This window comes from Streptomyces sp. NPDC002886 (genome assembly GCF_042888445.1).
GTDB lineage: Bacteria > Actinomycetota > Actinomycetes > Streptomycetales > Streptomycetaceae > Streptomyces.
The window spans coordinates 600,980-624,967 of the sequence record NZ_JBIAPV010000004.1 but is presented as its reverse complement, the minus strand read 5'-3'; the positions used below and the strand labels follow the sequence as shown (position 1 = coordinate 624,967).

Annotated in this window: 18 protein-coding genes; 13 read left to right on the top strand and 5 right to left on the bottom strand. The window is 72.7% G+C overall.

Annotated elements, in window-relative coordinates:
* Window positions 1-12: 12 nt before the first annotated feature.
* Window positions 13-1,323: a phenylacetate--CoA ligase PaaK gene (gene paaK, locus ACFYYB_RS21170; RefSeq protein ID WP_389436756.1), complete on the bottom strand. Its 1,311-nt coding sequence runs from the start codon at window positions 1,321-1,323 to the stop codon at window positions 13-15.
* 122 nt (window positions 1,324-1,445) lie between these two features.
* Between paaK and ACFYYB_RS21165 the strand changes: the two genes are divergently transcribed.
* Window positions 1,446-2,336: an alpha/beta fold hydrolase gene (locus ACFYYB_RS21165; RefSeq protein WP_389436755.1), complete on the top strand. Its 891-nt coding sequence runs from the start codon at window positions 1,446-1,448 to the stop codon at window positions 2,334-2,336.
* Window positions 2,337-2,486: 150 nt separating this feature from the next.
* On the opposite strand, the gene ACFYYB_RS21160 is transcribed toward ACFYYB_RS21165, so the two are convergent.
* Window positions 2,487-4,124 (bottom strand): acyl-CoA synthetase, encoded by a 1,638-nt coding sequence (locus ACFYYB_RS21160; protein ID WP_389436754.1) that lies wholly within the window; start codon window positions 4,122-4,124, stop codon window positions 2,487-2,489.
* Between the two features lie 174 nt (window positions 4,125-4,298).
* Here ACFYYB_RS21160 and ACFYYB_RS21155 point away from each other — a divergent pair, with 174 nt between their 5' ends.
* The 9 genes from ACFYYB_RS21155 to ACFYYB_RS21115 all read left to right on the top strand — a co-directional run bounded on the left by ACFYYB_RS21155 (window position 4,299) and on the right by ACFYYB_RS21115 (window position 13,994).
* Window positions 4,299-5,099, top strand: coding sequence for a crotonase/enoyl-CoA hydratase family protein (locus ACFYYB_RS21155; protein ID WP_389436753.1), 801 nt, complete (start codon window positions 4,299-4,301; stop codon window positions 5,097-5,099).
* A 432-nt stretch (window positions 5,100-5,531) separates the two neighbouring features.
* Entirely contained in the window at window positions 5,532-6,497 is a 966-nt protein-coding gene (locus tag ACFYYB_RS21150) for an OB-fold domain-containing protein (protein ID WP_389436752.1), read from the top strand.
* Window positions 6,497-7,555: a thiolase domain-containing protein gene (locus ACFYYB_RS21145; protein ID WP_389436751.1), complete on the top strand. Its 1,059-nt coding sequence runs from the start codon at window positions 6,497-6,499 to the stop codon at window positions 7,553-7,555. Before ACFYYB_RS21150 ends, ACFYYB_RS21145 begins: the two co-directional genes overlap by 1 nt.
* Complete coding sequence (locus ACFYYB_RS21140) at window positions 7,552-8,736, top strand: thiolase domain-containing protein (RefSeq protein WP_389436750.1); 1,185 nt, start codon at window positions 7,552-7,554, stop codon at window positions 8,734-8,736. Before ACFYYB_RS21145 ends, ACFYYB_RS21140 begins: the two co-directional genes overlap by 4 nt.
* Window positions 8,737-8,877: 141 nt before the next feature.
* A complete protein-coding gene (locus tag ACFYYB_RS21135) occupies window positions 8,878-9,120 on the top strand; it encodes a DUF397 domain-containing protein (RefSeq protein ID WP_389437227.1) in 243 nt (80 codons plus the stop codon).
* Between the two features lie 213 nt (window positions 9,121-9,333).
* Entirely contained in the window at window positions 9,334-9,804 is a 471-nt protein-coding gene (locus tag ACFYYB_RS21130) for a hypothetical protein (protein ID WP_389436749.1), read from the top strand.
* A 65-nt stretch (window positions 9,805-9,869) separates the two neighbouring features.
* The gene (locus ACFYYB_RS21125) at window positions 9,870-10,286 is read left to right on the top strand and encodes an ACT domain-containing protein (protein WP_389436748.1); all 417 of its coding nucleotides are present in this window, start codon (window positions 9,870-9,872) and stop codon (window positions 10,284-10,286) included.
* A 125-nt stretch (window positions 10,287-10,411) separates the two neighbouring features.
* Complete coding sequence (locus ACFYYB_RS21120; RefSeq protein ID WP_389436746.1) at window positions 10,412-13,123, top strand: ATP-binding protein; 2,712 nt, start codon at window positions 10,412-10,414, stop codon at window positions 13,121-13,123.
* 370 nt (window positions 13,124-13,493) lie between these two features.
* The gene (locus ACFYYB_RS21115) at window positions 13,494-13,994 is read left to right on the top strand and encodes a hypothetical protein (RefSeq protein ID WP_150520950.1); all 501 of its coding nucleotides are present in this window, start codon (window positions 13,494-13,496) and stop codon (window positions 13,992-13,994) included.
* 44 nt (window positions 13,995-14,038) lie between these two features.
* On the opposite strand, the gene kstD is transcribed toward ACFYYB_RS21115, so the two are convergent.
* On the bottom strand, window positions 14,039-15,766 hold the full coding sequence (gene kstD, locus ACFYYB_RS21110) for a 3-oxosteroid 1-dehydrogenase (protein ID WP_389437226.1): 1,728 nt from the start codon (window positions 15,764-15,766) through the stop codon (window positions 14,039-14,041).
* 307 nt (window positions 15,767-16,073) lie between these two features.
* The gene (locus tag ACFYYB_RS21105; RefSeq protein WP_389436745.1) at window positions 16,074-17,198 is read right to left on the bottom strand and encodes an aminoglycoside phosphotransferase family protein; all 1,125 of its coding nucleotides are present in this window, start codon (window positions 17,196-17,198) and stop codon (window positions 16,074-16,076) included.
* Between the two features lie 230 nt (window positions 17,199-17,428).
* Between ACFYYB_RS21105 and ACFYYB_RS21100 the strand changes: the two genes are divergently transcribed.
* Complete coding sequence (locus ACFYYB_RS21100; RefSeq protein WP_327308344.1) at window positions 17,429-18,910, top strand: hypothetical protein; 1,482 nt, start codon at window positions 17,429-17,431, stop codon at window positions 18,908-18,910.
* A gap of 108 nt (window positions 18,911-19,018) precedes the next feature.
* On the opposite strand, the gene ACFYYB_RS21095 is transcribed toward ACFYYB_RS21100, so the two are convergent.
* Window positions 19,019-20,443: a PP2C family protein-serine/threonine phosphatase gene (locus ACFYYB_RS21095; protein ID WP_389436744.1), complete on the bottom strand. Its 1,425-nt coding sequence runs from the start codon at window positions 20,441-20,443 to the stop codon at window positions 19,019-19,021.
* A gap of 644 nt (window positions 20,444-21,087) precedes the next feature.
* Here ACFYYB_RS21095 and ACFYYB_RS21090 point away from each other — a divergent pair.
* The gene (locus tag ACFYYB_RS21090) at window positions 21,088-23,436 is read left to right on the top strand and encodes a molybdopterin cofactor-binding domain-containing protein (RefSeq protein ID WP_389436743.1); all 2,349 of its coding nucleotides are present in this window, start codon (window positions 21,088-21,090) and stop codon (window positions 23,434-23,436) included.
* Between the two features lie 18 nt (window positions 23,437-23,454).
* Window positions 23,455-23,940 carry a (2Fe-2S)-binding protein gene (locus tag ACFYYB_RS21085; RefSeq protein WP_389436742.1) on the top strand — a complete coding sequence of 162 codons (486 nt, stop codon included), beginning with the start codon at window positions 23,455-23,457 and terminating at the stop codon, window positions 23,938-23,940.
* Window positions 23,941-23,988 lie beyond the last annotated feature (48 nt).

Below are 23,988 nucleotides of genomic sequence, written 5' to 3'. Positions count from 1 at the left end.
CGTCCTAGGCCGTCAGGATTCTCGGAGGTCCACCATGCGCTTGATCTTGCCCACCGAGCGTTCGAGGGTCTCCGGGTCCACCACCTCCACCGCGACCGAGACTCCGACGCCCTCCTTCACGGCACGCACCACCGAGGCGGCCGCGGCCGCCCGCTGACCGGCGTCGCTGCCGCGGCGGGCCTCCACCCGTACCGTCAGGGCGTCCAGCCGGCCCTGCCGGGTCAGGCGGAGCTGGAAGTGCGGGGCCAGGGCGGGGGTCCGCAGGAGCACCTCCTCGATCTGGGTCGGATAGACGTTCACCCCGCGCAGGATGATCATGTCGTCGCTGCGGCCGGTGATCTTCTCCATCCGGCGGAAGGCCGGCCGGACGGTGCCGGGCAGCAGCCGGGTCAGGTCCCGGGTGCGATAGCGGATGACGGGCATCGCCTCCTTGGTGAGCGAGGTGAAGACCAGTTCCCCGGGCTCACCCTCGGGCAGTACGGCGCCCGTCAGCGGGTCGACCACCTCTGGGTAGAAGTGGTCCTCCCAGATATGGAGACCATCCTTGGTGGATGCGAACTCCTGTGCGACGCCCGGGCCCATGACCTCCGAGAGCCCGTATATGTCGACCGCGTCGATGTTCAGGCGTTCCTCGATCTCCCGGCGCATCTCCTCCGTCCACGGTTCGGCGCCGAAGATCCCCGTGCGGAGGGAAGTGGCGCGAGGGTCGATGCCCTGGCGCTCCATATCGTCCAGCAGGGTCAGCATGTAGGAAGGGGTCACCATGATGACCTCCGGCTTGAAGTCCTGGATCAGCCGGACCTGGCGGTCCGTCATCCCGCCCGAGGCGGGCACGACCGTACAGCCCAGGCGCTCCGCGCCGTAGTGGGCGCCCAGGCCGCCGGTGAACAGGCCGTATCCGTAGGCGATGTGGACGATCTGGCCCGGCCTGCCGCCCGCCGCGCGGATCGAGCGGGCGACGACATCCGCCCAGGTGGACAGATCCGCGTCCGTGTACCCGACGACCGTCGGGCGGCCCGTGGTGCCGCTGGAGGCGTGGATCCGGCGGACCTCGGAGCGCGGTACCGCGAACATCCCGAAGGGGTACTGGTCGCGTAGGTCGGACTTGGTGGTGAAGGGGAACAGGGCCAGATCGGAGAGGCTGCGGCAGTCGTCGGGACGCAGGCCGGCCTTGTCGAAGGCCTGGCGGTAGAAGGGCACCCGTTCGTACGCCCGGCGCAAGGTTTCCCGCAGCCGGGTCAACTGGAGCGCCGCCAGCTCGTCCCGGCCCATCCGCTCGCCCGCGTCCGCGCCGTCCTCGTGGCCCTGCGTGTACGTACCCATGTCGCCCACCCCTTGTCCGGGTCAACCTGTCCGAGTCAACCGACCGATCATTCGGTAGATTGCCGGACGGCGGCGGCCAAATCAATTACTCGAACGGGTGATCGTCTGCTGAGATTGGGCCCATGGCGACCTCCACACCCTCCACCTGCACCTTTACCTTCACCACCTATGACGGAACCGAACTCGCGTACCACGTGCAAGGCGAGGGCGAGCCGCTCGTCTGCCTCCCAGGCGGCGCCATGCGGGCCTCCGCCTACCTGGGCGACCTCGGCGGACTGTCCGCCGGGCGCCGGCTGATCCTGCTCGACCTGCGCGGCACCGGGGACTCCGCGATCCCGGCCGACACCTCGACGTACCGGGTCGACCACCAGGTGGCCGACGTCGAGGCGCTGCGCCGCCACCTCGGCCTGGAGAGCGTCGACCTGCTCGCGCACTCGGCCTCCGGCAACCTGGCCCTGCTCTACACGGCGGCGCACCCGGGGCGGGTGCGCCGGCTGGCCCTGATCACACCGACCTGCTGGGCCGTGGACCTCGCGGAGTCCCCGGAAACCCGGCTCGCGGACGTCCGCCGCAGGGGCGGCGCCGAGCCCTACGACACGGCCCTCGCGGCCTACGAGAGGGCGCTCGCGGTCCTCGCCGCCGGCGGGGTCCCCGACGAGGCCGACTGGGTGGCTTCGATGCCCCTCGCCTACGGGCGCTGGGACGAGGCGGCGCGCGCCCACGCGGCACTGAGCCCCGTCCAGAAGAACGCCGCGGCCTCCGCCGCCTTCGCCGGGGCGGGAGCCTTCGACCCGCCCGCCACCCGGGCCGCGCTGGGCCGGTTCGCCGGAGAGGTGCTGGTCCTGGCCGGGGAACTGGACTCCAACCCCTCTCCGGCCCTCGCCGCCCGGCTCGCGGAGCTCTTCGTGCACGGCGTCGTCGACGTACAGGGCGGCGGCGGACACTTCCCCTGGCTGGACGAGGCGCGGTGGTTCGCGGCCCGCGTAGAGCGGTTCCTGGCCACCGGAGCCTGAGCGGCGACCACCAGAGCCTGAGCGGCGACCACCGAAGCTCGAGCAGCGCCACCGGAGCCTGAGCGGCTACGGCAGTCGCGCGGGAGCACGGGAACGCCCGCGGGCCGGGACCCAGATGGGTCCCGGCCCGCGGGCGTGCGCAGGGCGGGGTCAGCCCGCGGCGCCCGCGTCCGCCTCCGTGGCCACCGACTTCGCCCACCGGTAGTCCGCCTTGCCGCTCGGGGAGCGCTGGATGGCGGGGGTGATGACCAGTTGGCGCGGGATCTTGTAGCCCGCCAGCTTGGTGCGGCAGTGGGCCTGTATCTCGTCGAGCGTCGGGTCGGCGGCGCCCTCCTTGATTTGGACCACCGCCGCCACGTGGCTGCCCCACTTCGGGTCCGCGACCCCGGCGACCAGGGCGTCGTAGACGTCCGGGTGGGACTTCAGCGCCTGCTCGACCTCCTCCGGGTACACCTTCTCGCCGCCCGTGTTGATGCACTGCGAGCCGCGGCCGAGGACGGTGACGATGCCCTGCTCGTCCACGGTCGCCATGTCACCGAGCAGCACCCACCGCTCGGATCCCTTCTGGAAGAAGGTCTCGGCGGTCTTGACGGGGTCGTTGTAGTAGCCCAGCGGGACGTACCCGCGCTGCGCGAGTCGTCCCGGTTCGCCGACCGGCACCGGCTCGTGGGTGACCGGGTCGACCACCTGCGTGCGCTCGTTGACCTCCAGCCGGAAGCCCTTCTCCGGGCTGGAGTCGTTCGTCGCGCGGCCGTTCGAACCGGACTCGGACGAGCCGAAGTTGTTCAGCAGCATCACGTTCGGCACGAGCGCCTGGAACTCGGCGCGCACCGTCTCCGACATGATCGCGCCGGAGGAGGAGACGCTGAAGAGGGAGGACAGGTCGGTGCCCTTCAGGGGGCCGTTGAGGGCGTCGATGAGCGGCCGCAGCATGGCGTCGCCCACCAGCGAGACGCTGGAGACCTTCTCCTTCTCGATCGTGCGCAGCACCTCTTCGGGCGCGTACTTGCGGTGGATGACCACCCGCTGCCCGTAGTTGAAGGCGATGAAGGACGTCAGCGTGGACGTGCCGTGCATCAGCGGCGGCGCGGGGAAGAAGGTCAGCCCGGCGCCCTTCGAGGCGACGCGCTCGGCCAGTTCCTCGGGCCGCTTCACCGGTTCGCCGGTCGGCTCGCCCCCGAAGAGGCCCGCGAAGAAGAGGTCCTCGGCGCGCCACATGACGCCCTTGGGCATGCCGGTCGTGCCGCCGGTGTAGATGATGAAGAGGTCGTCGGGGGAGCGGGGCGGGAATCCGCGGCCTGGCGAGCCGGCCGCCTCCGCGTCGGCGTACGCGACCGGCGCGATCGAGGGCTCCGGCGCGCCCTCGGGGGTCGGGCCGACGCGGATCAGGTGACGGAGCTTCGTCGTCTGCGGGAGCGCCGCGGCGACCCGCTCGGTGAACTCGCCCTCGAAGACGAGCGCGGCGAGGTCGGCGTCGTTGTAGAGGTAGACGAGCTCTTCCTCCACGTAGCGGTAGTTCACGTTCACCGGCACCAGGCGGGCCTTGAGGCAGGCGAGGACGGTCTGGAGGTACTCGATGCCGTTGTAGAGGTGCAGGCCCAGGTGCTCACCGGCCTTCAGGCCGCTGTCCAGCAGATGGTGCGCGATGCGGTTCGCCGCCGCGTCCAGCTCCGTGTACGTGAGGCGGCGCTCGGCGCCGGTCCCGGGGTGGTCCACGTACACGAGGGCCTCGCGGTCCGGGACCACGTCCACGACCGACTCGAACAGGTCGGCAATGTTGTACTCCACCGGTCCTCCTGACCCAGAAAATCCCATGGCTGGTCTGCTCGGCGGTCATTAGAGCGTCGCCAACCCCAACAGGGAAGGGGACCGTCCAAGAAATCTGACTGGGTGTCAGAAAACTATTGAACTGCACCCGCCCCTACTGCAACCTGTTCTAGGTCTTGAGACGGGAGGACGGCAATGGGTGGGACAGAACACCTGACCGTGGAACGCCACGGAGCCACGCTGGTGCTCACCATGAACAGGCCCGAGGCGAAGAACGCGCTCTCGCTGCCGCTGCTGGTGGGGCTGTACGACGGCTGGCTGGAGGCCGACGCGGACGACACGATCCGCTCGGTGGTGCTGACGGGAGCCGGCGGGGACTTCTGCGCCGGCATGGACCTGAAGGCGCTGGCCGGCAAGGGCATGGCGGGCGACCAGTACCGGGACCGGCTCAAAGCCGACCCGGACCTGCACTGGAAGGCGATGCTGCGCCACCACCGGCCGCGCAAACCCGTCATCGCGGCGGTGGAGGGCTACTGCGTGGCCGGCGGGACGGAGATCCTCCAGGGGACCGACATCCGGGTCGCGGGCGAGGGGGCCACCTTCGGGCTGTTCGAGGTCAAGCGGGGGCTCTTCCCGATCGGCGGCTCGACGGTCCGGCTGCCGCGGCAGATCCCGCGGACGCACGCGCTGGAGATGCTGCTGACGGGGCGGCCCTACACGGCCGAGGAAGCCGCGCGGATCGGGCTCGTCGGGCGGGTGGTACCGGCCGGAACGGCGCTGGACGCCGCGCTGGAGATCGCGGAGCGGGTCAACGCGTGCGGGCCGCTGGCGGTGGAGGCGGTGAAGGCCTCCGTCTACGAGACGGCCGAGATGACCGAGTCGGAGGGGCTCGCCTCCGAACTCCTCCGGGGATGGCCGGTCTTCGATACGGCCGATGCCAAGGAGGGGGCGCGGGCCTTCGCCGAGAAGCGGCCGGCGGTGTACCGGCGGGAGTAGTGTCCGCGTGCCCGCGGCGGGCCCACCCGTCCGGTGAAGCCGGTCCGCGATCCGCGATCCGCGGTTCGGGTGCGGCGCCGTTGCCGAAGCCGGCCCCCGGGCTCTCGCGTCTCGAGTCGCCGGGGGTGAATCGCCCCCGGCGGTGCCCGGTTCGCCGTGCGGGGGCGGATGCCCGGGTGCGGCGCCGTTGCCGGGGGCCAGTCCCCGGAACCCTGCTCCTCGAACGCCGGAAGGGCTGAATTCTCGTCCGGCGAGACCGGGTGCGAGCCCCGGTGGCGTCGGACGCGGGGCACGCGTTCCGGCGGCACCCGCCTCGGGCCGCGGTGGACCCGTCGCCCGGCCTGCGGCGTCGGCTTGTACGTCCGGTGCCGGCACACGCGTCCGGCGTCGGCCCCAACCGTTCTTGAACCCCCACACATCGGAGACCCGCCCATGACAGCCGCCTCGCCACCCGAGATCCTCCGCGCACCCCTTGTCGTCGAGTTCCCCTTCACCCGCTCCCTCGGCCCCGTGCAGAGCGCCTTCCTCACCGGGCTGCGCGAAGGGGTCGTCCTCGGGGTCACGACCGCCGACGGCAAGGTGATGGTGCCGCCCGTCGAGTACGACCCCGTCACCGCCGAGGAGATCCGCGACCTGGTCGAGGTGGGCACCACGGGGACCGTCACCACCTGGGCCTGGAACGGTTCGCCGCGCCCCAACCAGCCCCTCGACACACCCTTCGCCTGGGTGCTCGTCCGCCTCGACGGCGCCGACACCGCCCTCCTGCACGCCCTCGACGCCCCCGGACCCGAGGCCGTCGCCACCGGCATGCGCGTCCGCGTGCGGTGGGCCGCGGACCGGACCGGGGCCATCACCGACATCGCCTGCTTCGAGCCCGCCGGAGACGGGGAGCCGCAGGACGGGCAAGCGGCCCCGCACAGCGGGGAGTTCGCCGACGCCGTCACCGGGATCGTCGCCGAGGCCCGCCTGGACTACTCGTACAGCCCCGGCCGCGCGCAGACCGCGTACATCGCCGGGCTCGCCGAGCAGAAGACCATCGGCGAGCGCTGCCCCTCCTGCCACAAGGTGTACGTGCCCCCGCGCGGTGCCTGCCCCACCTGCGGGGTGGCGACGACCGACCGGGTCGAGGTCGGGCCAGCGGGCACCGTCACCACCTTCTGCATCGTCAACATCAAGGCCAAGAACCTCGACATCGAAGTCCCCTACGTCTACGCCCACATCGCCCTCGACGGCGCCGGCCTCGCCCTGCACGGCCGGATCGGCGGCATCCCGTACGACCAGGTGCGGATGGGGCTGCGGGTCGAGCCGGTCTGGACCGAGGGCGGGAGCTACCCCGACCACTACCGCCCCACCGGAGAGCCGGACGCGGACTACGACGTGTACAAGGAGCTCATCTGATGGCCCGATACGCCCGCGAGGTCGCGGTGGTCGCCTTCGCGCAGAGCGACCACCTGCGCCGCACCGACGAGCTCAGCGAAGTCGAGATGGTCATGCCGGTCCTGCACAAGGTGCTGGCCGCCACCGGACTGAAGGCGGGTGAGATCGGCTTCACCTGCTCCGGTTCCAGCGACTACCTGATGGGCCGGGCCTTCTCCTTCACCATGACCCTCGACGGGGTCGGCGCCTGGCCGCCCATCTCCGAATCGCACGTGGAGATGGACGGCGCCTGGGCCCTGTACGAGGCCTGGGTCAAGATCCAGACCGGCGAGGCCGACACCGCGCTCGTCTACTCGTACGGGAAGTCCTCGCCGGGGTCGGTGCGCGACGTGCTGACCCGCCAGCTCGACCCGTACTACGTGGCTCCGCTCTGGCCCGACTCGGTGGCCCTGGCCGCCCTCCAGGCCCAGGCGCTCATCGACGCGGGGGAGACCGACGAAGCCGGTCTCGCCGCGATCGGAGCCCGCAGCCGGGCCTCCGCGGGAGCCAACCCGCACGCCCAGCTCAGCGGCGCCGTCGCGCAGGGCGACTACCAGGTCGCCCCGCTGCGCACCGGCGACTGCCCGCCCATCGGCGACGGCGCGGCCGCCGTCATCCTGGCCGCCGGGGACGTGGCCCGCCGGCTGTGCGAGCGGCCCGCCTGGATCACCGGCATCGACCACCGCATCGAGGCCCACAGCCTCGGGCTGCGCGACCTCACCGACTCCCCGTCGACCCGGATCGCCGCCGAGCGCGCGGGCGTCTTCGAGGCCCCGGTGGACACCGCCGAACTGCACGCGCCCTTCTCCTCCCAGGAGGTCGTGCTGCGCAAGGCCCTCGGGCTCGGCGGGGACGTCGACGTCAACCCCTCCGGCGGAGCGCTCGCCGCCAACCCGATGATGGCCGCCGGCCTGATCCGGATCGGCGAGGCGGCCGCCCGCATCCACCGCGGCGAGTCCGACCGGGCCGTCGCGCACGCCACCTCCGGCCCCTGCCTCCAGCAGAACCTGGTCGCCGTCCTGGAAGGGGACCGAGCATGAGCACCTCCGCCGCGACGGGCAAGGAGCCGGTGGCCATCGTCGGCATCGGCCAGACCAAGCACGTGGCCGCCCGCCACGACGTCTCCATCGCCGGACTGGTACGCGAAGCCGCCGCGCGGGCCCTCGCCGACGCCGAGCTGACCTGGGCGGACATCGACGCCGTCGTCATCGGCAAGGCCCCCGACTTCTTCGAGGGCGTGATGATGCCGGAGCTGTACCTCGCCGACGCCCTCGGCGCCGTCGGCAAGCCCATGCTCCGCGTGCACACGGCCGGTTCGGTGGGCGGCTCCACCGCGCTGGTCGCCTCCAACCTGGTCGCCGCCCGGGTGCACCGCACCGTGCTGACCCTCGCCTTCGAGAAGCAGTCCGAGTCCAACGCCATGTGGGGGCTCTCGCTCCCCGTCCCCTTCCAGCAGCCGCTGCTGGCGGGGGCCGGCGGGTTCTTCGCCCCGCACGTGCGCGCGTACATGCGGCGCACCGGGGCCCCCGACACGGTGGGCTCGCTCGTCGCGTACAAGGACCGCCGCAACGCGCTGAAGAACCCGTACGCGCACCTGCACGAGCACGACATCACGCTGGAGAAGGTCCAGGCGTCCCCGATGCTGTGGGACCCGATCCGGTACTCCGAGACCTGCCCGTCCTCCGACGGGGCCTGCGCGATGATCCTCACCGACCGGGCGGGCGCGGCCCGTTCGCCGAAGCCGCCGGCCTGGGTGCACGGCGGGGCGATGCGCAGCGAGCCGACCCTCTTCGCGGGGAAGGACTTCGTGTCCCCGCAGGCGGGCAAGGACTGCGCGGCCGACGTCTACCGGCAGGCGGGGATCACCGATCCCCGGCGGGAGATCGACGCCGTGGAGATGTACGTGCCGTTCTCCTGGTACGAGCCGATGTGGCTGGAGAACCTCGGCTTCGCCGATGAGGGCGAGGGCTGGAAGCTGACCGAGGCCGGAGTCACGGAACTCGACGGGGACCTGCCCGTCAACCCGTCGGGCGGAGTCCTGTCCACCAACCCCATCGGCGCCTCCGGCATGATCCGCTTCGCGGAAGCGGCCCTCCAGGTGCGCGGCCAGGCGGGGGAGCACCAAGTCCCGGACGCCAGGCGGGCGATGGGACACGCCTACGGCGGCGGGGCGCAGTTCTTCGCGATGTGGCTGGTCGGAGCGGAGCAGCCCGGCACCTGAGCGGAAACCGCATTCCGGGCGGGGTGCCGTACAGGCCACGAGTGACGCGCGGTGGCCTGTGCGGCACGGCGTGCGATGGCTAACCTGGCCCCGGGACGACGAACCGGGAGTACCGGGAGGAGCACGCACGTGGCAGAGAGCATGACTTCGAAGGCGCCCGCCGGCTGGGGAAAGCCGGACCTCGACCTGACCGAGGCGGACTGGCAGTCGAGCAGCCGGGGGTCGGGTGGCGTGGGGTCGGGTGACGTACAGATCGCCTTCGTGGAGGGGTTCATCGCGATGCGCAACGGCGACCGCCCCGAAAGCCCGTCGCTCATCTTCGCGCCGGACGAGTGGCGCAAGTTCGTCCTGAACGCGCGGGGCGGGGAGTTCGACCTGACCTAGGCCGTCTCTTTCGGATCCTGCCCAAGGACACGCCGCACCACCGGGCGCGGAGCCGCCGCCCCGGTGCTGCGGCGCCTTGGTGGGGAACCGCCGGCCCGGTGGAGAGCCGCCACCCGGTCGGAGGCCCGGGCCCGGTGCTCCCGTAAACCCCTTGCCGGACCCGGCAGGGCCTCGGCATCATGACCGCCATGACGATCACCCCCCGAAAGGGCGATGCCGCGTAGACGGCCCGGCGCCCTGCGCGCCGAACGAGGAACGTACGAAGACCGGCGGCCACCCGCCTGGGCGCGGGAACTCCCGCCCGTGGACCGGCTGTCGGCCGAGGCCGCGGCCGCCGCGCACTGGGCCCGGCCCGGACGGGGCTACGAGCTCGTGGACCTGCTCACCCGGTACCGGACCTTTCTGAGCCGCCCCGGCGGCCCCCTGCTCCTGGTCCCCTCCGAGTGTCCGGCCTGCCCCGGCTGCGCCCGCGACGACGTCGCCATCGTCCGGGACGACCTGGGCGAGCTGTACCGGGAGCTGCCGCCGGCCGCCCGCACCGAGCTGGGCCGCGTGCTGCGCGGCCTGGACGCGCGGTTCCGCCGTCGCACGCTCCCGCACCCGGACCCGCCCGCCGGGGGCTGGGCGGACTGGAGCGGCAGACCGCGCGCCTGGTGGCACCGGAGGCTCTACGAGGGCGACTGACCCGGGGGCGTACCGATGCCCCGGCGGCGTACCAGTCATAACGGGATGACCGGTACGGTAGGGGCATGAGCGGAGAAAACGACCTGCAGAAGCTGCTGAGCGGAATGCGCCCCGAACTGAACGACGGGCTGTACGTGTTCTGCACCATCCCCGGCGACACCGACCCGGAGGCCCTGGCCGGGCTCACCCCCGTCGCCTCCATCCTCGAACCCGAGGGGCTCACCCTCGTGCTGAGCCAGGAGGACGCCGACGAGGCCGGACTCCCCTACGAGTACACCGCCGGCTGGATCACCCTGCGCATCCACTCCGCCCTCGACGCCGTCGGCCTCACCGCGGCCTTCGCCACCGAACTCGCTGCACACGGCCTGAGCTGCAACGTCATCGCCGGCTACCACCACGACCACCTCTTCGTGGACGCCGCCCGGGCCGACGAGGCCGTGGCCGTTCTGGAAGCGCTCGCGGACCGTTCCGCACAGGACTGACCCCTCCACGCATACACCAGCCGGCGGCCCCCGGAAGAAGATCAGCTTTATTTGCCGCAGCAGCCTTCCCGGGCGCGCGCGCGGGCGTACGCTGAACCCCCGAACAGGCCTGGGGGGTACCAGCCATGACGGAACGCCGGACCCGCAAACGGCGCACGATGTTCGAACGCGACACGGAGCTCAGCGCCGTCGGCGAAGCCCTGGACCAGCTCACGGACCCGGGCCCCGACGCCGGCGGAGCCCTGCTGGCCTTCTCTGGACCCGCCGGCCTCGGCAAGACCACGCTCCTGTCCGAAGTCCGCCGCCGCGCCCACACCAAGGCCTGCACCGTCCTCGCCGCACGCGGCGGCGAACAGGAGCAGAGCCAGCCCTTCCACGTCGCCCGCCAGCTCATCCAGCCCCAACTGGCCGGCACCTCCGACGCGGAACTGCGCGAGGCCCTCGGCAGCTGGTACTCCATCGTCGGCCCCGCCCTCGGCCTCTGCGCGGCCGAACAGGGAGCCCCGCCCGACCCGCAGGGCCTGCGCGACGGACTCGACTGGGTCCTCACCCACCTCGTCGTACAGCGCGCCCCCGTCGTCCTCGTCCTGGACGACGCCCACTGGGCCGATCCCGAGTCCCTCTCCTGGCTCGCCGCCTTCGCCCCGCGCGCCGAACACCTTCCGCTCCTCCTCGTCGTCGCCTACCGCCCCGACGAACTGCCCGCACACGCCGAGGCCTTCCGTACGCTGCCCGGCCGCGCCGGACACCGCCCGCTGGACCTCGCACCGCTCACCGCCGAAGCCGTCTCCGGCCTGATCCGCGAAGCCGTCGGGGACCACGCCGACGAGGCGTTCTGCCGCGAGGCCTGGGCCGTCACCACCGGCAACCCCTTCGAAGCCGTCGAGCTCACCGCCAAGGTCCGGGACAAGGGCCTCGCCCCCGTCGAAGCCAGCGCCCCGCTGCTGCGCGACCTCGCCGCCGCCCAGCGCGGCAGCGGCCTCGTCGCCCGCCTGCACAGCCTCGGCCCCTCCACCGTCCGCTTCGCCTGGGCCTGCGCCGTCCTCGGCACCGACATCCCCCGGGAACTCGCCGCCCGCGTCGCCGGACTCGGCACCGAGGAAGCCGTCGACGCCACCGGGCGGCTGCGCGACGCGCGCATCCTGTCGGGCGCCGTCGAGGAAGCGGACGAAGCCGGGCTGGAGTTCGTCCACCCCCTCATCGCCACCGCGATCTACCGCGCGATCCCCGACGCCCTGCGCGTCGCCCTGCACGGCAAGGCCGCGGCGGCCGTCGTCGACGCGGGACTCGGGCCCTCCGCCGCGGCCCGGCACCTGCTGGAGACCCATCCCGAGAACGACCCCTGGGTCGTGCGCACCCTGCGCGAGGCCGCCGGCGAGAACCTCCGGGCCGGCGCCCCCGAAGCCGCCCGCCGCCAGCTCGCACGGGCCCTGCGCGAACCCCCGGACTTCGACGAGCGCGCGGCCGTCCTGTACGAACTGGGCTGCGCCTCCCTGCTCACAGAGCCCGCCAACACCGTCAACCACCTGCGCGCCGCCCTCGCGGAGCCCTTCGAGGACCCGGCACTGCGCCAGGGCATCGTCATCCGGCTGGCCCAGGTGCTCTCGCACAGCGACCGGCTCGCCGAGGCCTCGGAATGCCTCGCGCGCGAGATCCCGTACACCCAGGACGTACGCGGCCGGCTGCGCCTGCAGTCCGAGCAGTTCATGTGGGACGCCTTCAACGCCGCCGAGCCGGACTCCCCGGCGCGCTCACGGCGGCTCGCGAAGCTCGCGGACCGCCTCGGCGGGCGGGACCTCACCGAGCGGTACGTCATCGGCCTGCGCGCCTGGGACGCCTGCCTGCGCGGGGAGCCGGTCGACGTGGTGCTCCACCATGCCGGGCGGGTCCTGGAGACCGAGTTCAGCTGGGCGTACGCGGACCGGGGCTTCGAGGTCCCGGTGCTCGTCGCGATGGTGCACATGTACGCCGACCGGCCGGAGCGGGCCGAGGAGCTCTTCGAGGCCGGCACCGCCGAGTTCGAGCGGCAGGGCTGGCGCGGCGCTCACCTGTCCTTCGCCTACAGCCTGCGCGCCTACATCCGCTACCGCCGGGGGCGGCTGGCCGAGGCGGAGGAGCTGGCGCGGGCCGGACTGCGCCTCGCCGAGCGCGTCGGGCGGCGCACGCCCGTGCACTGGTACGCCATCGCGATCCTCGTCACCACGCTGCTGGCGCGCGGCCGGGCGGACGAGGCCTGGGAGCTGGTGCGCGAGCACGAGTACGGGGAGCCCTTCCCCGCGGCGGTCGTCTTCCCCGACTCCCAGACCGTCTACGCGGAACTGCTGCTGGCCCGCGGCCAGGCGAAGGCCGCGGCGGCGGAGCTGGAGGCCGTGGACCGGCGGCTGACCCCCCGGGGCATCCAGAACCCGTCCTGGTGCCCGTGGCGGCTCCACCTGGCCCGGGCGGTGGCCGCGGAGGACCCGGCGCGGGCGCGCGAGCTCTCCGAGGAGGCGGTACGCCGGGCCCGCGCCTTCGGAGCCGCGTCCGGCATCGGACAGGCCCTGCGGGTGGCCGCCGAGGTGGCTGCGCCGGGGGACCGGGCGGTCCTCCTGGGGGAGGCGGTGGAGGTCCTGTCGGCTTCGCCGGCGGCGTACGAGCTGGCGCTCGCGCTGGCCGCGCTGGGGGAGGAGCGGGGGGACGCCGAGACCCTGCGGCGTGCGGTGGTGGCGGCCCGCGCCTGCGGTGCGGACGGCCTGGTGGCCACCGCCACGGACGCGCTGCTCGCCCGCGGCGGCACCTCTCCGCGCCTCCCCGTCCCCGCCCCGGTGCCCGACTCCGGCCCGGCCCCGGTGCGCTGACCGGCTCGCCGGGGCGGGGACGGGCCCTGCGGGGCGAGGTCCCCTACCCAACCTTCGCCCGTTCCCCGGGGGCTCCGCCCCGGACCCCGCTCCTCACACGCCGGAGGGGCCGGATTTTCGCCGGCGTCGGCCACAGCCGGCCTCGCCGGCCTTTGAGGCGCGGTCCGGGGCGGAGCCCCAGGGGCGTCCGGGCGCAACCCGGGGAACGGCGGAAGGGCGCGACCGGGACTTCGCCCCGCGCAGCGGCAAGCGGGCGCCGCGGGGGCTTCGCCCCGTGCGGCGGGACGGCCGTCGCGGGGGCCGGCGGCCGGAGGGCCCGGGTCAGGGGGTGCGGGGCCGGGAAAGGCGGCGGGGCACGTACCATTGCGGCATGTCCTTCCTCCGCCGCCACCGCGCCGCCACACCCGCCGGCCCGGACTTCGACGTCCTGGCCATGGACCCGGGGGACTGGCCGGGCAATCTCGGGGCCGGGCTGCTGCCCGCGCCCGACGGCAGCTGCCAGGGTGTGTTCCTCCGCTACGACCTGTTCGGCGGACGCGGCCCCGCGATGATCATCGGAAACCTCCCCGAGGGATCCCCCGCGCGCGACCTCTCCGAGGGCCAGGTCCCCTTCGAGGTGGCCCAGCTCCTCGACGCCCTCGAGAACGACGAGGACGTCGAGGTCACCGGCGCCGAGGACTGCCCCGTCATGCAGGGCGACAACCTCCTCATCGTCCGGAAGATCAAGCTCTCCGAGAGCCGGATCAGCTGCGTGCAGTTCGACCGCAGTGACAACGTGCTGGTCACCATCGCGAGCTGGGACCGCCCGATCACGGACGACCTCTACGCGCTGCTGAAGCCGCTCCCGGCCGAGCTCTTCCAGCAGGGCTAGCCAGCAGGGCTAGCCGGCGGGGCCGGTCCGGTGGGGCCGGCCGGTCACGCGTCCGCGATGTCGTTGGCGGCCACGTAGCCGAACGTCATCGCGGGACCGATCGTCGACCCGGCTCCCGCGTAGCTGTGCCCCATCACGGCCGCACTCGCGTTGCCCGCCGCCCACAGTCCCCGGATCACGGATCCGTCCGCGCGCAGCGCGCGCGCCCGTGCGTCCGTGATGATGCCGCCCTTCGTGCCCAGGTCACCCGGCACGATCTTGAAGGCGTAGAACGGCGGCGCCCAGATCGGGGCGAGACAGGAGTTCGGCGTCACGCCCGGGTCGGTGTAGTAGTGGTCGTAAGCGGTGTCGCCCCGGTGGAAATCGGGGTCGGTGCCGTTCCACGCCTGCGCGTTGAACCGGTTGAGGGTGGAGCGCAGGGCGGCCGCGGGCACCCCGATCTGGTTGGCGAGCGCGTCCCAGGTCCACGCCTTCTTCGCCGCCCCCGCCTGGTACCAGGAATCGGGGAAGACGATCGTCGGCAGGATGTCCTTGAACAGGTACTTGTTGCGGTAGTTCTGATCCACGATCAGCCACGCCGGAATGTGCGAGCCGGTCGCACCCCGGTCCTTCTCGTACATCACGTGCACCACATCGCTGTACGGGGCGGCCTCGTTGACGAAGCGGGCACCCTTCGCGTTGACCATCAGGCCCCCGGGCAGCGTCCGTTCCGCCAGGCAGAAGTACGGCTCGGCGGGGAGCGGGATCGACGGGCCCCACCAGGCGTCTTCCATCAACGCCAGCGCCGCGCCCGCCCGTTGGCCCGCCCGGATCCCGTCGCCCGTGTTCTCCTTCGCGCCGACCGACCACTGGGTGCCGATCGGCTGCTGCTGGTACTGGGCCCGCATCTCGGCGTTGTGCTCGAAGCCGCCCGAACCGATGACCACACCCTTGCGGGCTCGCACCACGCCCCGTACGCCCGCCTTCTCCACCACGACGCCCGTGACCGCGCCGGCCTCCTGGACCAGGTCCACGAGCGGGCTGTTCAGCCAGACCGGAACCCCGGCCTGGAGCAGGCCCGCCCGCAGGCCCGTCGCCAGGGCCTGGCCCATCGTCAGCGGCTTCTGCCCGCACAGCGCGGCCGCGGTGCCGCGCGCCAGGCATTCGGTGGACACCGCGAGCCCCTTGGCGCTCACGGCGGCGAGGTTGAGCCACTTGTAGTCCTGGCTGAACACCACCATGCCGGCCGGCACGGGCATGTACGCCGGGTTCAGGTGGGCCAGTTCGGCGCCGAGGATGTTCCCGTCGATCTGGTCCGGCTCGATGGAGCGGCCGTTCGGGAGCCCGCCGGGGAGGTTCGGGTAGTAGTCGCTGTAGCCGTCCATGAAGCGGAAGCGCAGCGGACTGTTGGCCATCACGAAGTCCAGCATCCGGGGGCCGTTGGCGAGGAAGGCCGCCTGCCGGTCCGGGGAGGAGCCGTTGCCGACCACGGCGGACAGGTACTGCGCCGCCTTCGCCGGGGTGTCCGGGACGCCCGCGCCCAGGATCACCGAGTTGTTGGGGAGCCATATCCCGGCACCGGACCGGGCGGCCGAGCCGCCGAAGGTCGGGGCCTTCTCGATCACGAGGACGCTCAGGCCCCGCTTGGCCGCGGTGAGCGCGGCGGTCATTCCGGAGGCCCCGGAGCCGACCACGACGACGTCGTACTCGCCGAGCGAGGGCTCACCGGCCGCGTGGGCGGCGGCGGTCGGCAGCAGGGCCGCGGCCAGTACGCCCGCCCCCGCCCCGGCCATGACCGTCCGGCGGGAGGGGAGGGCGGAACTCGGGTCGGGGCTCGGGTCGGGACTCGCATCGGAACTCGGTACGGAACTCGCTGCGGAGGCGGTTCTCGCGGTCATGGGCAGGCTCCAGCGGAGAGGGGGTGAGGGGACGGATCCAGCATTCTGATGCTGAGTCAGAAAAGGTGTTCGGGGGATCATGTGAAGTCAAGGCATACGCGCCGGTCGCACTCCGGGCCCGGACGCACGAAAGCCCGTGCCGCACACACCGGGTGTGTGCGGCACGGGCTTTCGTGGGCGGCCGCGCGGTGCGCGGCTCGGGTCAGCGCGTGCCCACCGCCGCACGGACCGCCCTGCGGGCCATGCCCGCGTCGTCGTGCAGGCGGCGCAGCAGCAGGCGCTGCTCCTCGCCCGAGGACAGGGAACCGGCCTGCGGCGCCTGGGTCGGCGTGGCCGCCAGCATCGAGCGCTGCACGGCCGTCTCCGACATCCGGATCTCCCGGGTGAGCACCAGCATCAGGTTGACCAGGAACGCGTCCCGCGCGGCCGGTCCGGCCGCCTGCGCCAGGCGGCTGATCTGGGCCCGGGCGGCCGGGGCGTCGCCCAGTACCGTCCACAGGGTGGCCAGGTCGTAGCCCGGCCGGTACCAGCCCGCGTGCTCCCAGTCGAGGAGCACCGGACCCGTCGGGGACAGCAACAGGTTCGACAGCAGCGCGTCGCCGTGGTTGAACTGCCATGGGTTGCCCGACATCTTCACGCCGTGCAGCAGCTTCTGCAGATCGCCGAAGTCACGGTCGGTCAGCAGGCCGAGCTGGTAGTCCCGGGCGATCCGCCGGTCGTAGTCCAGCGGCCGCCCGAACAACTCGTCGGCGGGCTGCCAGCCGTTCACCTGGCGCACCGCGCCGAGCGCGGCCCGCAGGTCGGCCCGCGGCGGGGCCTCCACCGGATGCCGCTGGAGCGCGGCGACCCGGCCGGCCATCCGCTCGATGATCAGTACGCAGTTCTCCGGATCGGCGGCGATCAGCCGCGGCACCCGGACCTGCGGGCGGTGCCGGACGAACGTCCGGTACGTCGCTATTTCGTGCCGGTACCGCTCGCGCCACTCGGGCGAGTGATCCAGTAAAACCTTCGCTACGGCCGTCATCCGTCCGGTGGTTCCCACCAGCAGGACCGAACGGCCGCTGCGGCGCAGTACCTGGACGGGCGCGAACTCCGGACAGATGCGCTGGACGGAGGCGAGTGCGGTGCGCAACTGCGCGCCCTGCGGACCCGACAGGTCGATTCTTCCGCTGAGCGGCTGCGATCCCATACCCGGCATCCGCCGTGCCCGTACGGCGCCCTGCGCCGAGGCCGCGGGGCGGCCGGGTTCGAGGTAGGGGCCGCCGCCCGCGGGGAGCGTGCGGTGCGGCCGGACCGGGGCGGACACGGAGGACGTGGCTGCGTACATGGCGTTACGGATCCCTTCGTGCGCCGACGAGTTGCATACGCCGCCCCGCCGGATCCCGTGCATCACCCTGGGGAGTTCCGCCGGTGACCGGGTCGGGGAGGCGCATTCCTACCTGACACCCCGGCGTGGGTGGCGGACCACATTGCGTGCCCTGGCGAACCCTGGCGAATAGTCGCTCGGCATCTGACGGGGGGTTACTGTCAACTCAGCCGAGAACCTGGGGGCTTGACGTGAGCAAAGGTCCAAACACCCGTCTGAACGACCTGTTCGGCCTGGCCGGCTGGTCCAAGGGCGAACTGGCGAGGATGGTCAACCGGCAGGCGGCCTCGATGGGCCACCACCAGCTGGCCACCGACACCTCGCGGGTGCGGCGCTGGATCGACATGGGGGAGACCCCGCGCGAACCGGTGCCCACGGTACTGGCAGCACTGTTCACCGAGCGGCTCGGTCGTGTCGTGACCATCGAGGACCTCGGGTTCGTACGACAACGGCGCACCGCCAAACAGCAACCGGACGGGGAGCAGGAGAACCCCGACGGAATGCCCTGGGCGCCCGAACGCACAGCCGCGGTCCTCACCGAATTCACGGGAATGGACCTCATGCTCAACCGTCGCGGTCTGATGAGCGCGGGTGCCGCGCTCACCGCCGGCTCAGCCCTCAGCAACGCCATGCACGACTGGCTCCACACCGACCCCGCCCGCGCGAAGGACGTACAGCGCCACGGCGACGGCTTCCAGGCCGACTCCGCGGGCTACGACCGCTACGAGGCGGCGCCCATCGGCTCCCAGGAGATCGAGGCGCTGGAGCGTTCGGTGGAGGTCTTCCGCGCCTGGGACGCCTCCAGAGGCGGCGGCCTCCAGCGCAAGGCCGTGGTCGGGCAGCTCAACGAGGTGGGCGGCATGCTCGCGTACCACCACCCCGACCACCTCCAGCGCAGGCTGTGGGGGGTGGCGGCCAACCTGGCGGTCCTGGCGGGCTGGATGTCCCACGACGTGGGCCTGGAGCCCACCGCGCAGAAGTACTTCGTCATCGCCGCGCACGCGGCCCGCGAGGGCGGCGACCGGCCGCGCGCGGGGGAGGCGCTGTCCCGCGCGGCCCGTCAGATGGTCCACCTGGGCAAGCCCAACGAGGCGCTCGACCTGATGAAGCTGGCACAGTCCGGCTCCGGCGAGCAGACCCTGCCGCGGACCCGCGCCATGCTGCACACCATCGAGGCCTGGGCGCAGGCCGCCCTCGGCAAGGGGCAGGCCATGCGCCGCACCCTGGGCGAGGCCGAGGACCTGTTCGTGTCCACCTCGGGCGACGTGCCGCCGCCGTCATGGATGCAGCACTTCGACGAGGCCGATCTGCACGGTATGCAGGCGCTGGCCTTCCGCACCCTCGCCGACCACGACCCCTCGGCGGCGACCATCGCGCAACAGCACGCGCAGGAGGCCCTGCGGCTGCGGGCCGACGGCCACCAGCGCTCGAAGATCTTCGACTACATCTCGATGGCCTCCGCCTGCTTCATCGCCGACGACCCGGAACAGGCCGACCGCTACGCCCGGCTGGCACTGGTCTCGATGAACGAGACCTCCTCGCACCGGACATGGGACCGGTTGCGCGAGATGTACCGGCTGACGGGGCACTACTCCGGATTCGCCGGCATCGAGGAGCTCCGCGAGGAGATCAAGCTGGCCCTCCCGAACAGCCCCGTGGCGCGGTCGGTCTGAGAACGGTGACCGACGGCCCGAACAAGACGAGAGAGGTCCCACGACGAGAAGGGCCGCGCCTTCCGGCGCGGCCCTGAATCCCGCGAAGCGTACGCGACCCGCTGCCCGCTACGAGCCGATCCGGGCCACCAGCACGCAGGCGTCGTCCTCGCGCTCACCCTCGCCGAACTCCCCGATCACCAGGCGCACACAGTCCTGGGCCGACCGGGCGGCGGAGAAGTGCGGTGCCAGCGCCAGCAGCCGTTCGGTTCCGTCGGCCTTGCTGAATTCGATGCTGCGCGGAGTCAGTCCGTCGGTGTGCAGGACGAGGACGTCGCCCACCTCCAGGCGCTCCTCGGCCTGGCCGTACGCGGCTCCGGAGGTCGCTCCCAGCAGGACGCCCTCGGGCGGCAGCAGGGAACGGCCCTGGCCGCGCCGGAACAGCAGCGGGGCGGGGTGGCCGGCCTGCGCCCAGGACAGCACCCGGCGCGCGGGATCGTAGCGGCAGCACACCGCGGATCCCAGCGCGGGCTGGACGGAGGTTTCCAGCAGTTGGTTCAGCCAGCCCATCAGCGGGCCCGGCTCGATGCCCGCCATCGCCATCCCGCGCAGGGCGCCGAGCATCATCGCCATGCCGGAGGTGGCGGTCACCCCGTGACCGGTGAGGTCACCGACCGTCAGCATCGACTGGCCGCCGGGGAGTTCGAGAGCGTCGTACCAATCGCCGCCGATCAGCGCGCTGGTCGCGGAGGGCAGGTAGTGCGCCGCGACGTCCAGTGCCCTGGTGTTGTCGTGCGGGAACCGCAGGGAGCCGCGCCACGGGGGGAGCACGGCTTCCTGCAGCTCGACCGCCAGCCGGCGCTCGGTCTGCGCGATCTCCTGCCGGCGCTGCAGCGAGTCTCGGGACTCGCGCACCGCCCGCTGGCTCCGGCGCAGTTCACTCACGTCCCGCAGCACGGCCCACATGGAGGCCGTGCAGCCGTCGGAGTCGAGTACCGGCTCGCCCCTCATGTGCAGCGTCCGGACCCGGCCGTCGGCCCGGACGATGCGGAACTCGCCGTCGATCGGCCTGCCGTCCACCAGACAGGCCGTCACCATCGCGGTCAGCAGCGGCTGGTCCTCGGCGAACAGGGTGGATCCCAGTTCGTCGAGGGGCAGTGCGCCGGCCTCGGGGGAGCGGCCGAAGATCTGGAAGAGTTCGTCGGACCAACTGACCTCGTCGGTCAGCAGGTTCCACTCGGCACTGCCGACCCTGGTCTGCTGTGCCTCGGCGCCCGTCTCGGGGGCGGCCTGCGGCAGCGCGGCGAACTCGGCGGAGGTGGGCGGCAGTCCCTCTTTGAGCTGACCGAGGTGGGCGCGGAGGTCGTCGAGGTGGTGGACGGCGAGATCGCACAGCGCGCGCTGCCAGCGGCCCTGGGCGTCGTCGTCGACCACGGTGTCGCGGCGGACCGCGTCGACTTCTCCCCGCAGCTGTCGGGTCTGAGAGATCAGCGCGTCCACCGACCCTGGCTCGGGGGGTTGCGCGGGGCGGTCCGCGTACAAGTGGGACGGCATCTGAACTCCGATACAGGCGCGGCACGGCCAAGTCTGAGGAGGGACCGGTTCTGAAGGAAGGGCCGTTAAGGACTGTTGCACAGCCGACGACGGCCTGTAAGGCGTTTGGCAACATCTGAGGAGGACTTGCACCAGGCATATGCCTGAGGCCTTCAGGCCCTCCTGGAGTGTGCGAACGAATCCGGTCAGCCGGTGCCGGCGGGCCGCTGTGGCAACCCCGCAGGCCCTTGCCCGTACCGGGTCCTCGCAGGGCGATCCGTTCCGGGTGGATCCCGCCGGAGTGCGTCGTGGGCGGCCTCCGGCAGCTCCGTCCCGCTCCGCCCGCCGTCCGCCGGCCGTCCACCCGCTCCGCCCGCCCGCGTCGTCCAACCGCGGCCGGAAAGCGGCCTGTCGGACGGCGGTGATCGATCGTACGGCCGAGGTGTACGAGGCCGGCGCCCCGCCGAACCGGCGAAGGACACGCGGGACCCGGATCAACACGGTGATGCGGGCGCCCCCCGAACGAAGGACCCCGCGCCGTCCGCGATGTCGTCCAGGAGGTGATCCGGACTTCCCCACGAACCCCGGAATGGCTACTCTACGTGCCGGTAATGAGCCGGGGAGGCTCGCTGGGACAGGCCGCGCAGGGTTGGGGACACAACGACATGACCGGGCACAGCCACGCGCCGACCGACGGGAACGGCCCCGCGCCGACTGATGGGCACGGGCTCGCACCGGGCGACGGGAACGGCTCCGCACCGAGCGACGGGAACGGCTTCGCCTCGAGCGACGGGAACGGCCCCGCCCGCGGGCAGAGCCGACGGTCCTTCCTCACCTATCTGATCGCCGCCCCGACCCTCGCCCTCGTCACCCGCGCCGGCGCCGACCTCCTCGCCCCGCAGCCCGCGCACGCCGTGATCCCGACCCTGCCCGCCCCCGCCGACCTGGTGGACCTCGGCGACCTGTTCATCCTGGCCGGCGCCCCCACCTCCGCCCTGCTCGCGCTCGTCGTGGAGGCCGACGGAACCGTCCGCTTCCGGCTGCCGCGCGAGGAGGTCGGCCAGGGGCTCACCACCGCCGTGGCCATGCTCGTCGCCGAGGAACTGGACGCCCCGCTGGCCGCCGTACGGGTCGAACTGGACGACGCACGACCCGAGCTGCTCTTCAATCAGCTCACCGGATCCTCCAACTCCATCCGCTCCCTCTACGGCCCGGTCCGCCAGTGCGCCGCCACCGCCCGGGCCCGGCTGGTCGCGGCCGCCGCCGTGCGCTGGAGCCTCCCGGTATCCACCTTGACCACGGCCGCCGGCGCCGTCCGCGCCCCCGACGGCCGCACCGCGGACTACGGCTCCCTCGCCGCGGCAGCCGCCGACCCCGCGCTGATCGTCCTCGGGGCCACCCCCAAGCCGGCGGCGAAGCACGCCCTGGTCGGCAGGCCCACCAGCCGGATCGACGCCCGCGCCATGGTCACCGGGGCCCAGCGCTACACCCTGGACCTGGACGTGCCCGGGGCCAAGCCCTGCGTGGTCCGCCGCCCGCCGACGCTCGGCGGCGGCGTCCGCTCCGTCGCCAACCTCGCCGCCGTCCGGGCCATGCCGGGCGTTCTGCACGTGGTCACCATCGCCACCGGGGTCGCGGTCGTCGCCGAGACCTTCGGCCAGGCCCTCGACGCCAAGGCCGCCCTCCAGGTCACCTGGGGCCCGGGCCCGGCCGACCAGCTCTCGGACGCGGCCGTACGGACGAAGCTGCGCGCCGCCACCCCGCCGCTGCTCGTGCCGCCGCTGCTCACCGCGCACGTGGACGCGGAGTTCGACTTCGCCTTCGTCAGCCACGCCCCGATGGAGACCAACTCGGCCGTCGCCGATGTCCGGGACGACCGCGCCGAGATCTGGTCCGGGCTCAAATCGCCGATCGTGGCCCGCGAGACGATCGCCGCCGACCTCGGCCTGCCCCTCGACAAGGTCACCGTCCACGTGGTGCAGGCGGGCGGCTCCTTCGGCCGCCGGCTGTTCTTCGACGCGGCCCTGGAAGCGGCCCGGATCTCCAAGGCCTGCCGCCGCCCGGTCCGGCTGATGTGGACCCGGGTGGACGACACCCGGCACGGCCGGATGCGCCCGGCCACCCACCACAAGATCCGGGCCACCCACGCGCTGGGCGAGGTGCTCAGCTTCGAACACCGGGTCGCCGCCGCGGAGACCGACTTCCGGCACGGGCTCGGCGAGATCATCACCGCGACCGCCGCCAGTCTCCCGCTCGGCATCGGCAACGCCACCCTCGCCCAGACCCTCTTCCTCACCACGATCAAGTCCCCGTACCACTTCGGGCTCACCACGCAGGCGCTCACCGAGGTCCCGACCGGCGTTCCCACCGGGTCCTGGCGCTCGGTGTACTCGGCGAACACCCGCGGGGCCGAGGAGATCGTGGTGGACGAGCTGGCCGCCGCGACCGGCCGGGACCCGTACCAGTTCCGCCGCACCTTCCTGAAGACGGCCGCCCAGCGCGCCGTCCTCGACAAGGCGGCCACCGAAGGGGGCTGGGGCCGGGCGATGCCGGCCGGGTGCGCCCAGGGCATCGCCTTCCACGAGGAGTACAAGTCCCGGACGGCCTGCCTGGTCGAGATCGACACCAGGGACCCGGAACACATCCGCGTCACCAAGGCGGTCATCGCCGTCGACGTGGGCCTGCCCGTCAACCCGCGCGGTCTGGAGGCCCAGATGATCGGCGGCCTGACCGACGCGATCTCCACCACGCTCAAGGCCGGCCTGCACCTGGACAAGGGGCTCCCGCTGGAAGGCAGTTACAGCCAGTTCCACTGGGCGCGGCAGCGCGACACCCCGAAGGACGTACGCGTCTTCGTGCTCCCGGCGACCGGAACCGAGCCCGGCGGGGCCGGCGAGCTGGGCCTGCCCGCCGCCGTGGGCGCCATCGCCAACGCCTACGCCCGGGCCACCGGCACCAAGCCGCGCAGTTTCCCCCTCGACTTCGACGTCGACTTCACCCCGTACCCGCGCTAGTCAGCCAGGAGCCGAGCCGTGCCCTCGCACACCTTCACCGTCAACGGGCAGAGCGTCACCGTGGACGCCCCCGACGATCTGCCCCTGCTGTGGGTGCTCCGCGACATGCTGAACGTGCGCGGCCCCAAATACGGCTGCGGAGTGGACGTCTGCAAGGCCTGCACCAGTCACCTCGACGGGGTGGACGTCCGCCCGTGCGTGGTGCCGGTCTCCGCGTGCGCGGGGAAGAGGGTGACCACCATCGAGGGGCTGGCGGACGGCGAGGACCTGCACCCGGTGCAGGAGGCCTGGCTCGAACAGGACGTCGCCCAGTGCGGCTTCTGCCAGCCCGGTCAGATCATGGCGGCCGTCGCCCTGCTGCAGCGGACCGGCACCCCCACGGACGAGGACATCGACGCGATCGCCAACATCTGCCGCTGTGGCACGTACTTCCGGATCCGGGAGGCCATCCACAGCGCGGCGGCGAAGATGGCGGCGCCGAAGACGGCGGCGCCGAAGATCTAGGCGGTTCACCCCATGACACAGGGTTGATATGGGACGAATCGACACGGT

What these genes read in the sequence shown, in the direction of transcription:
- paaK (WP_389436756.1), bottom strand. Translation starts at nt 1,323, where the DNA reads ATGGGTACGTACACGCAGGGCCACGAGGACGGCGCGGACGCGGGCGAG.
- ACFYYB_RS21165 (WP_389436755.1), top strand. Translation starts at nt 1,446, where the DNA reads ATGGCGACCTCCACACCCTCCACCTGCACCTTTACCTTCACCACCTAT.
- ACFYYB_RS21155 (WP_389436753.1), top strand. Translation starts at nt 4,299, where the DNA reads ATGGGTGGGACAGAACACCTGACCGTGGAACGCCACGGAGCCACGCTG.
- ACFYYB_RS21150 (WP_389436752.1), top strand. Translation starts at nt 5,532, where the DNA reads ATGACAGCCGCCTCGCCACCCGAGATCCTCCGCGCACCCCTTGTCGTC.
- ACFYYB_RS21145 (WP_389436751.1), top strand. Translation starts at nt 6,497, where the DNA reads ATGGCCCGATACGCCCGCGAGGTCGCGGTGGTCGCCTTCGCGCAGAGC.
- ACFYYB_RS21140 (WP_389436750.1), top strand. Translation starts at nt 7,552, where the DNA reads ATGAGCACCTCCGCCGCGACGGGCAAGGAGCCGGTGGCCATCGTCGGC.
- ACFYYB_RS21135 (WP_389437227.1), top strand. Translation starts at nt 8,878, where the DNA reads ATGACTTCGAAGGCGCCCGCCGGCTGGGGAAAGCCGGACCTCGACCTG.
- ACFYYB_RS21130 (WP_389436749.1), top strand. Translation starts at nt 9,334, where the DNA reads ATGCCGCGTAGACGGCCCGGCGCCCTGCGCGCCGAACGAGGAACGTAC.
- ACFYYB_RS21125 (WP_389436748.1), top strand. Translation starts at nt 9,870, where the DNA reads ATGAGCGGAGAAAACGACCTGCAGAAGCTGCTGAGCGGAATGCGCCCC.
- ACFYYB_RS21120 (WP_389436746.1), top strand. Translation starts at nt 10,412, where the DNA reads ATGACGGAACGCCGGACCCGCAAACGGCGCACGATGTTCGAACGCGAC.
- ACFYYB_RS21115 (WP_150520950.1), top strand. Translation starts at nt 13,494, where the DNA reads ATGTCCTTCCTCCGCCGCCACCGCGCCGCCACACCCGCCGGCCCGGAC.
- kstD (WP_389437226.1), bottom strand. Translation starts at nt 15,766, where the DNA reads ATGGCCGGGGCGGGGGCGGGCGTACTGGCCGCGGCCCTGCTGCCGACC.
- ACFYYB_RS21105 (WP_389436745.1), bottom strand. Translation starts at nt 17,198, where the DNA reads ATGTACGCAGCCACGTCCTCCGTGTCCGCCCCGGTCCGGCCGCACCGC.
- ACFYYB_RS21095 (WP_389436744.1), bottom strand. Translation starts at nt 20,443, where the DNA reads ATGCCGTCCCACTTGTACGCGGACCGCCCCGCGCAACCCCCCGAGCCA.
- ACFYYB_RS21090 (WP_389436743.1), top strand. Translation starts at nt 21,088, where the DNA reads ATGACCGGGCACAGCCACGCGCCGACCGACGGGAACGGCCCCGCGCCG.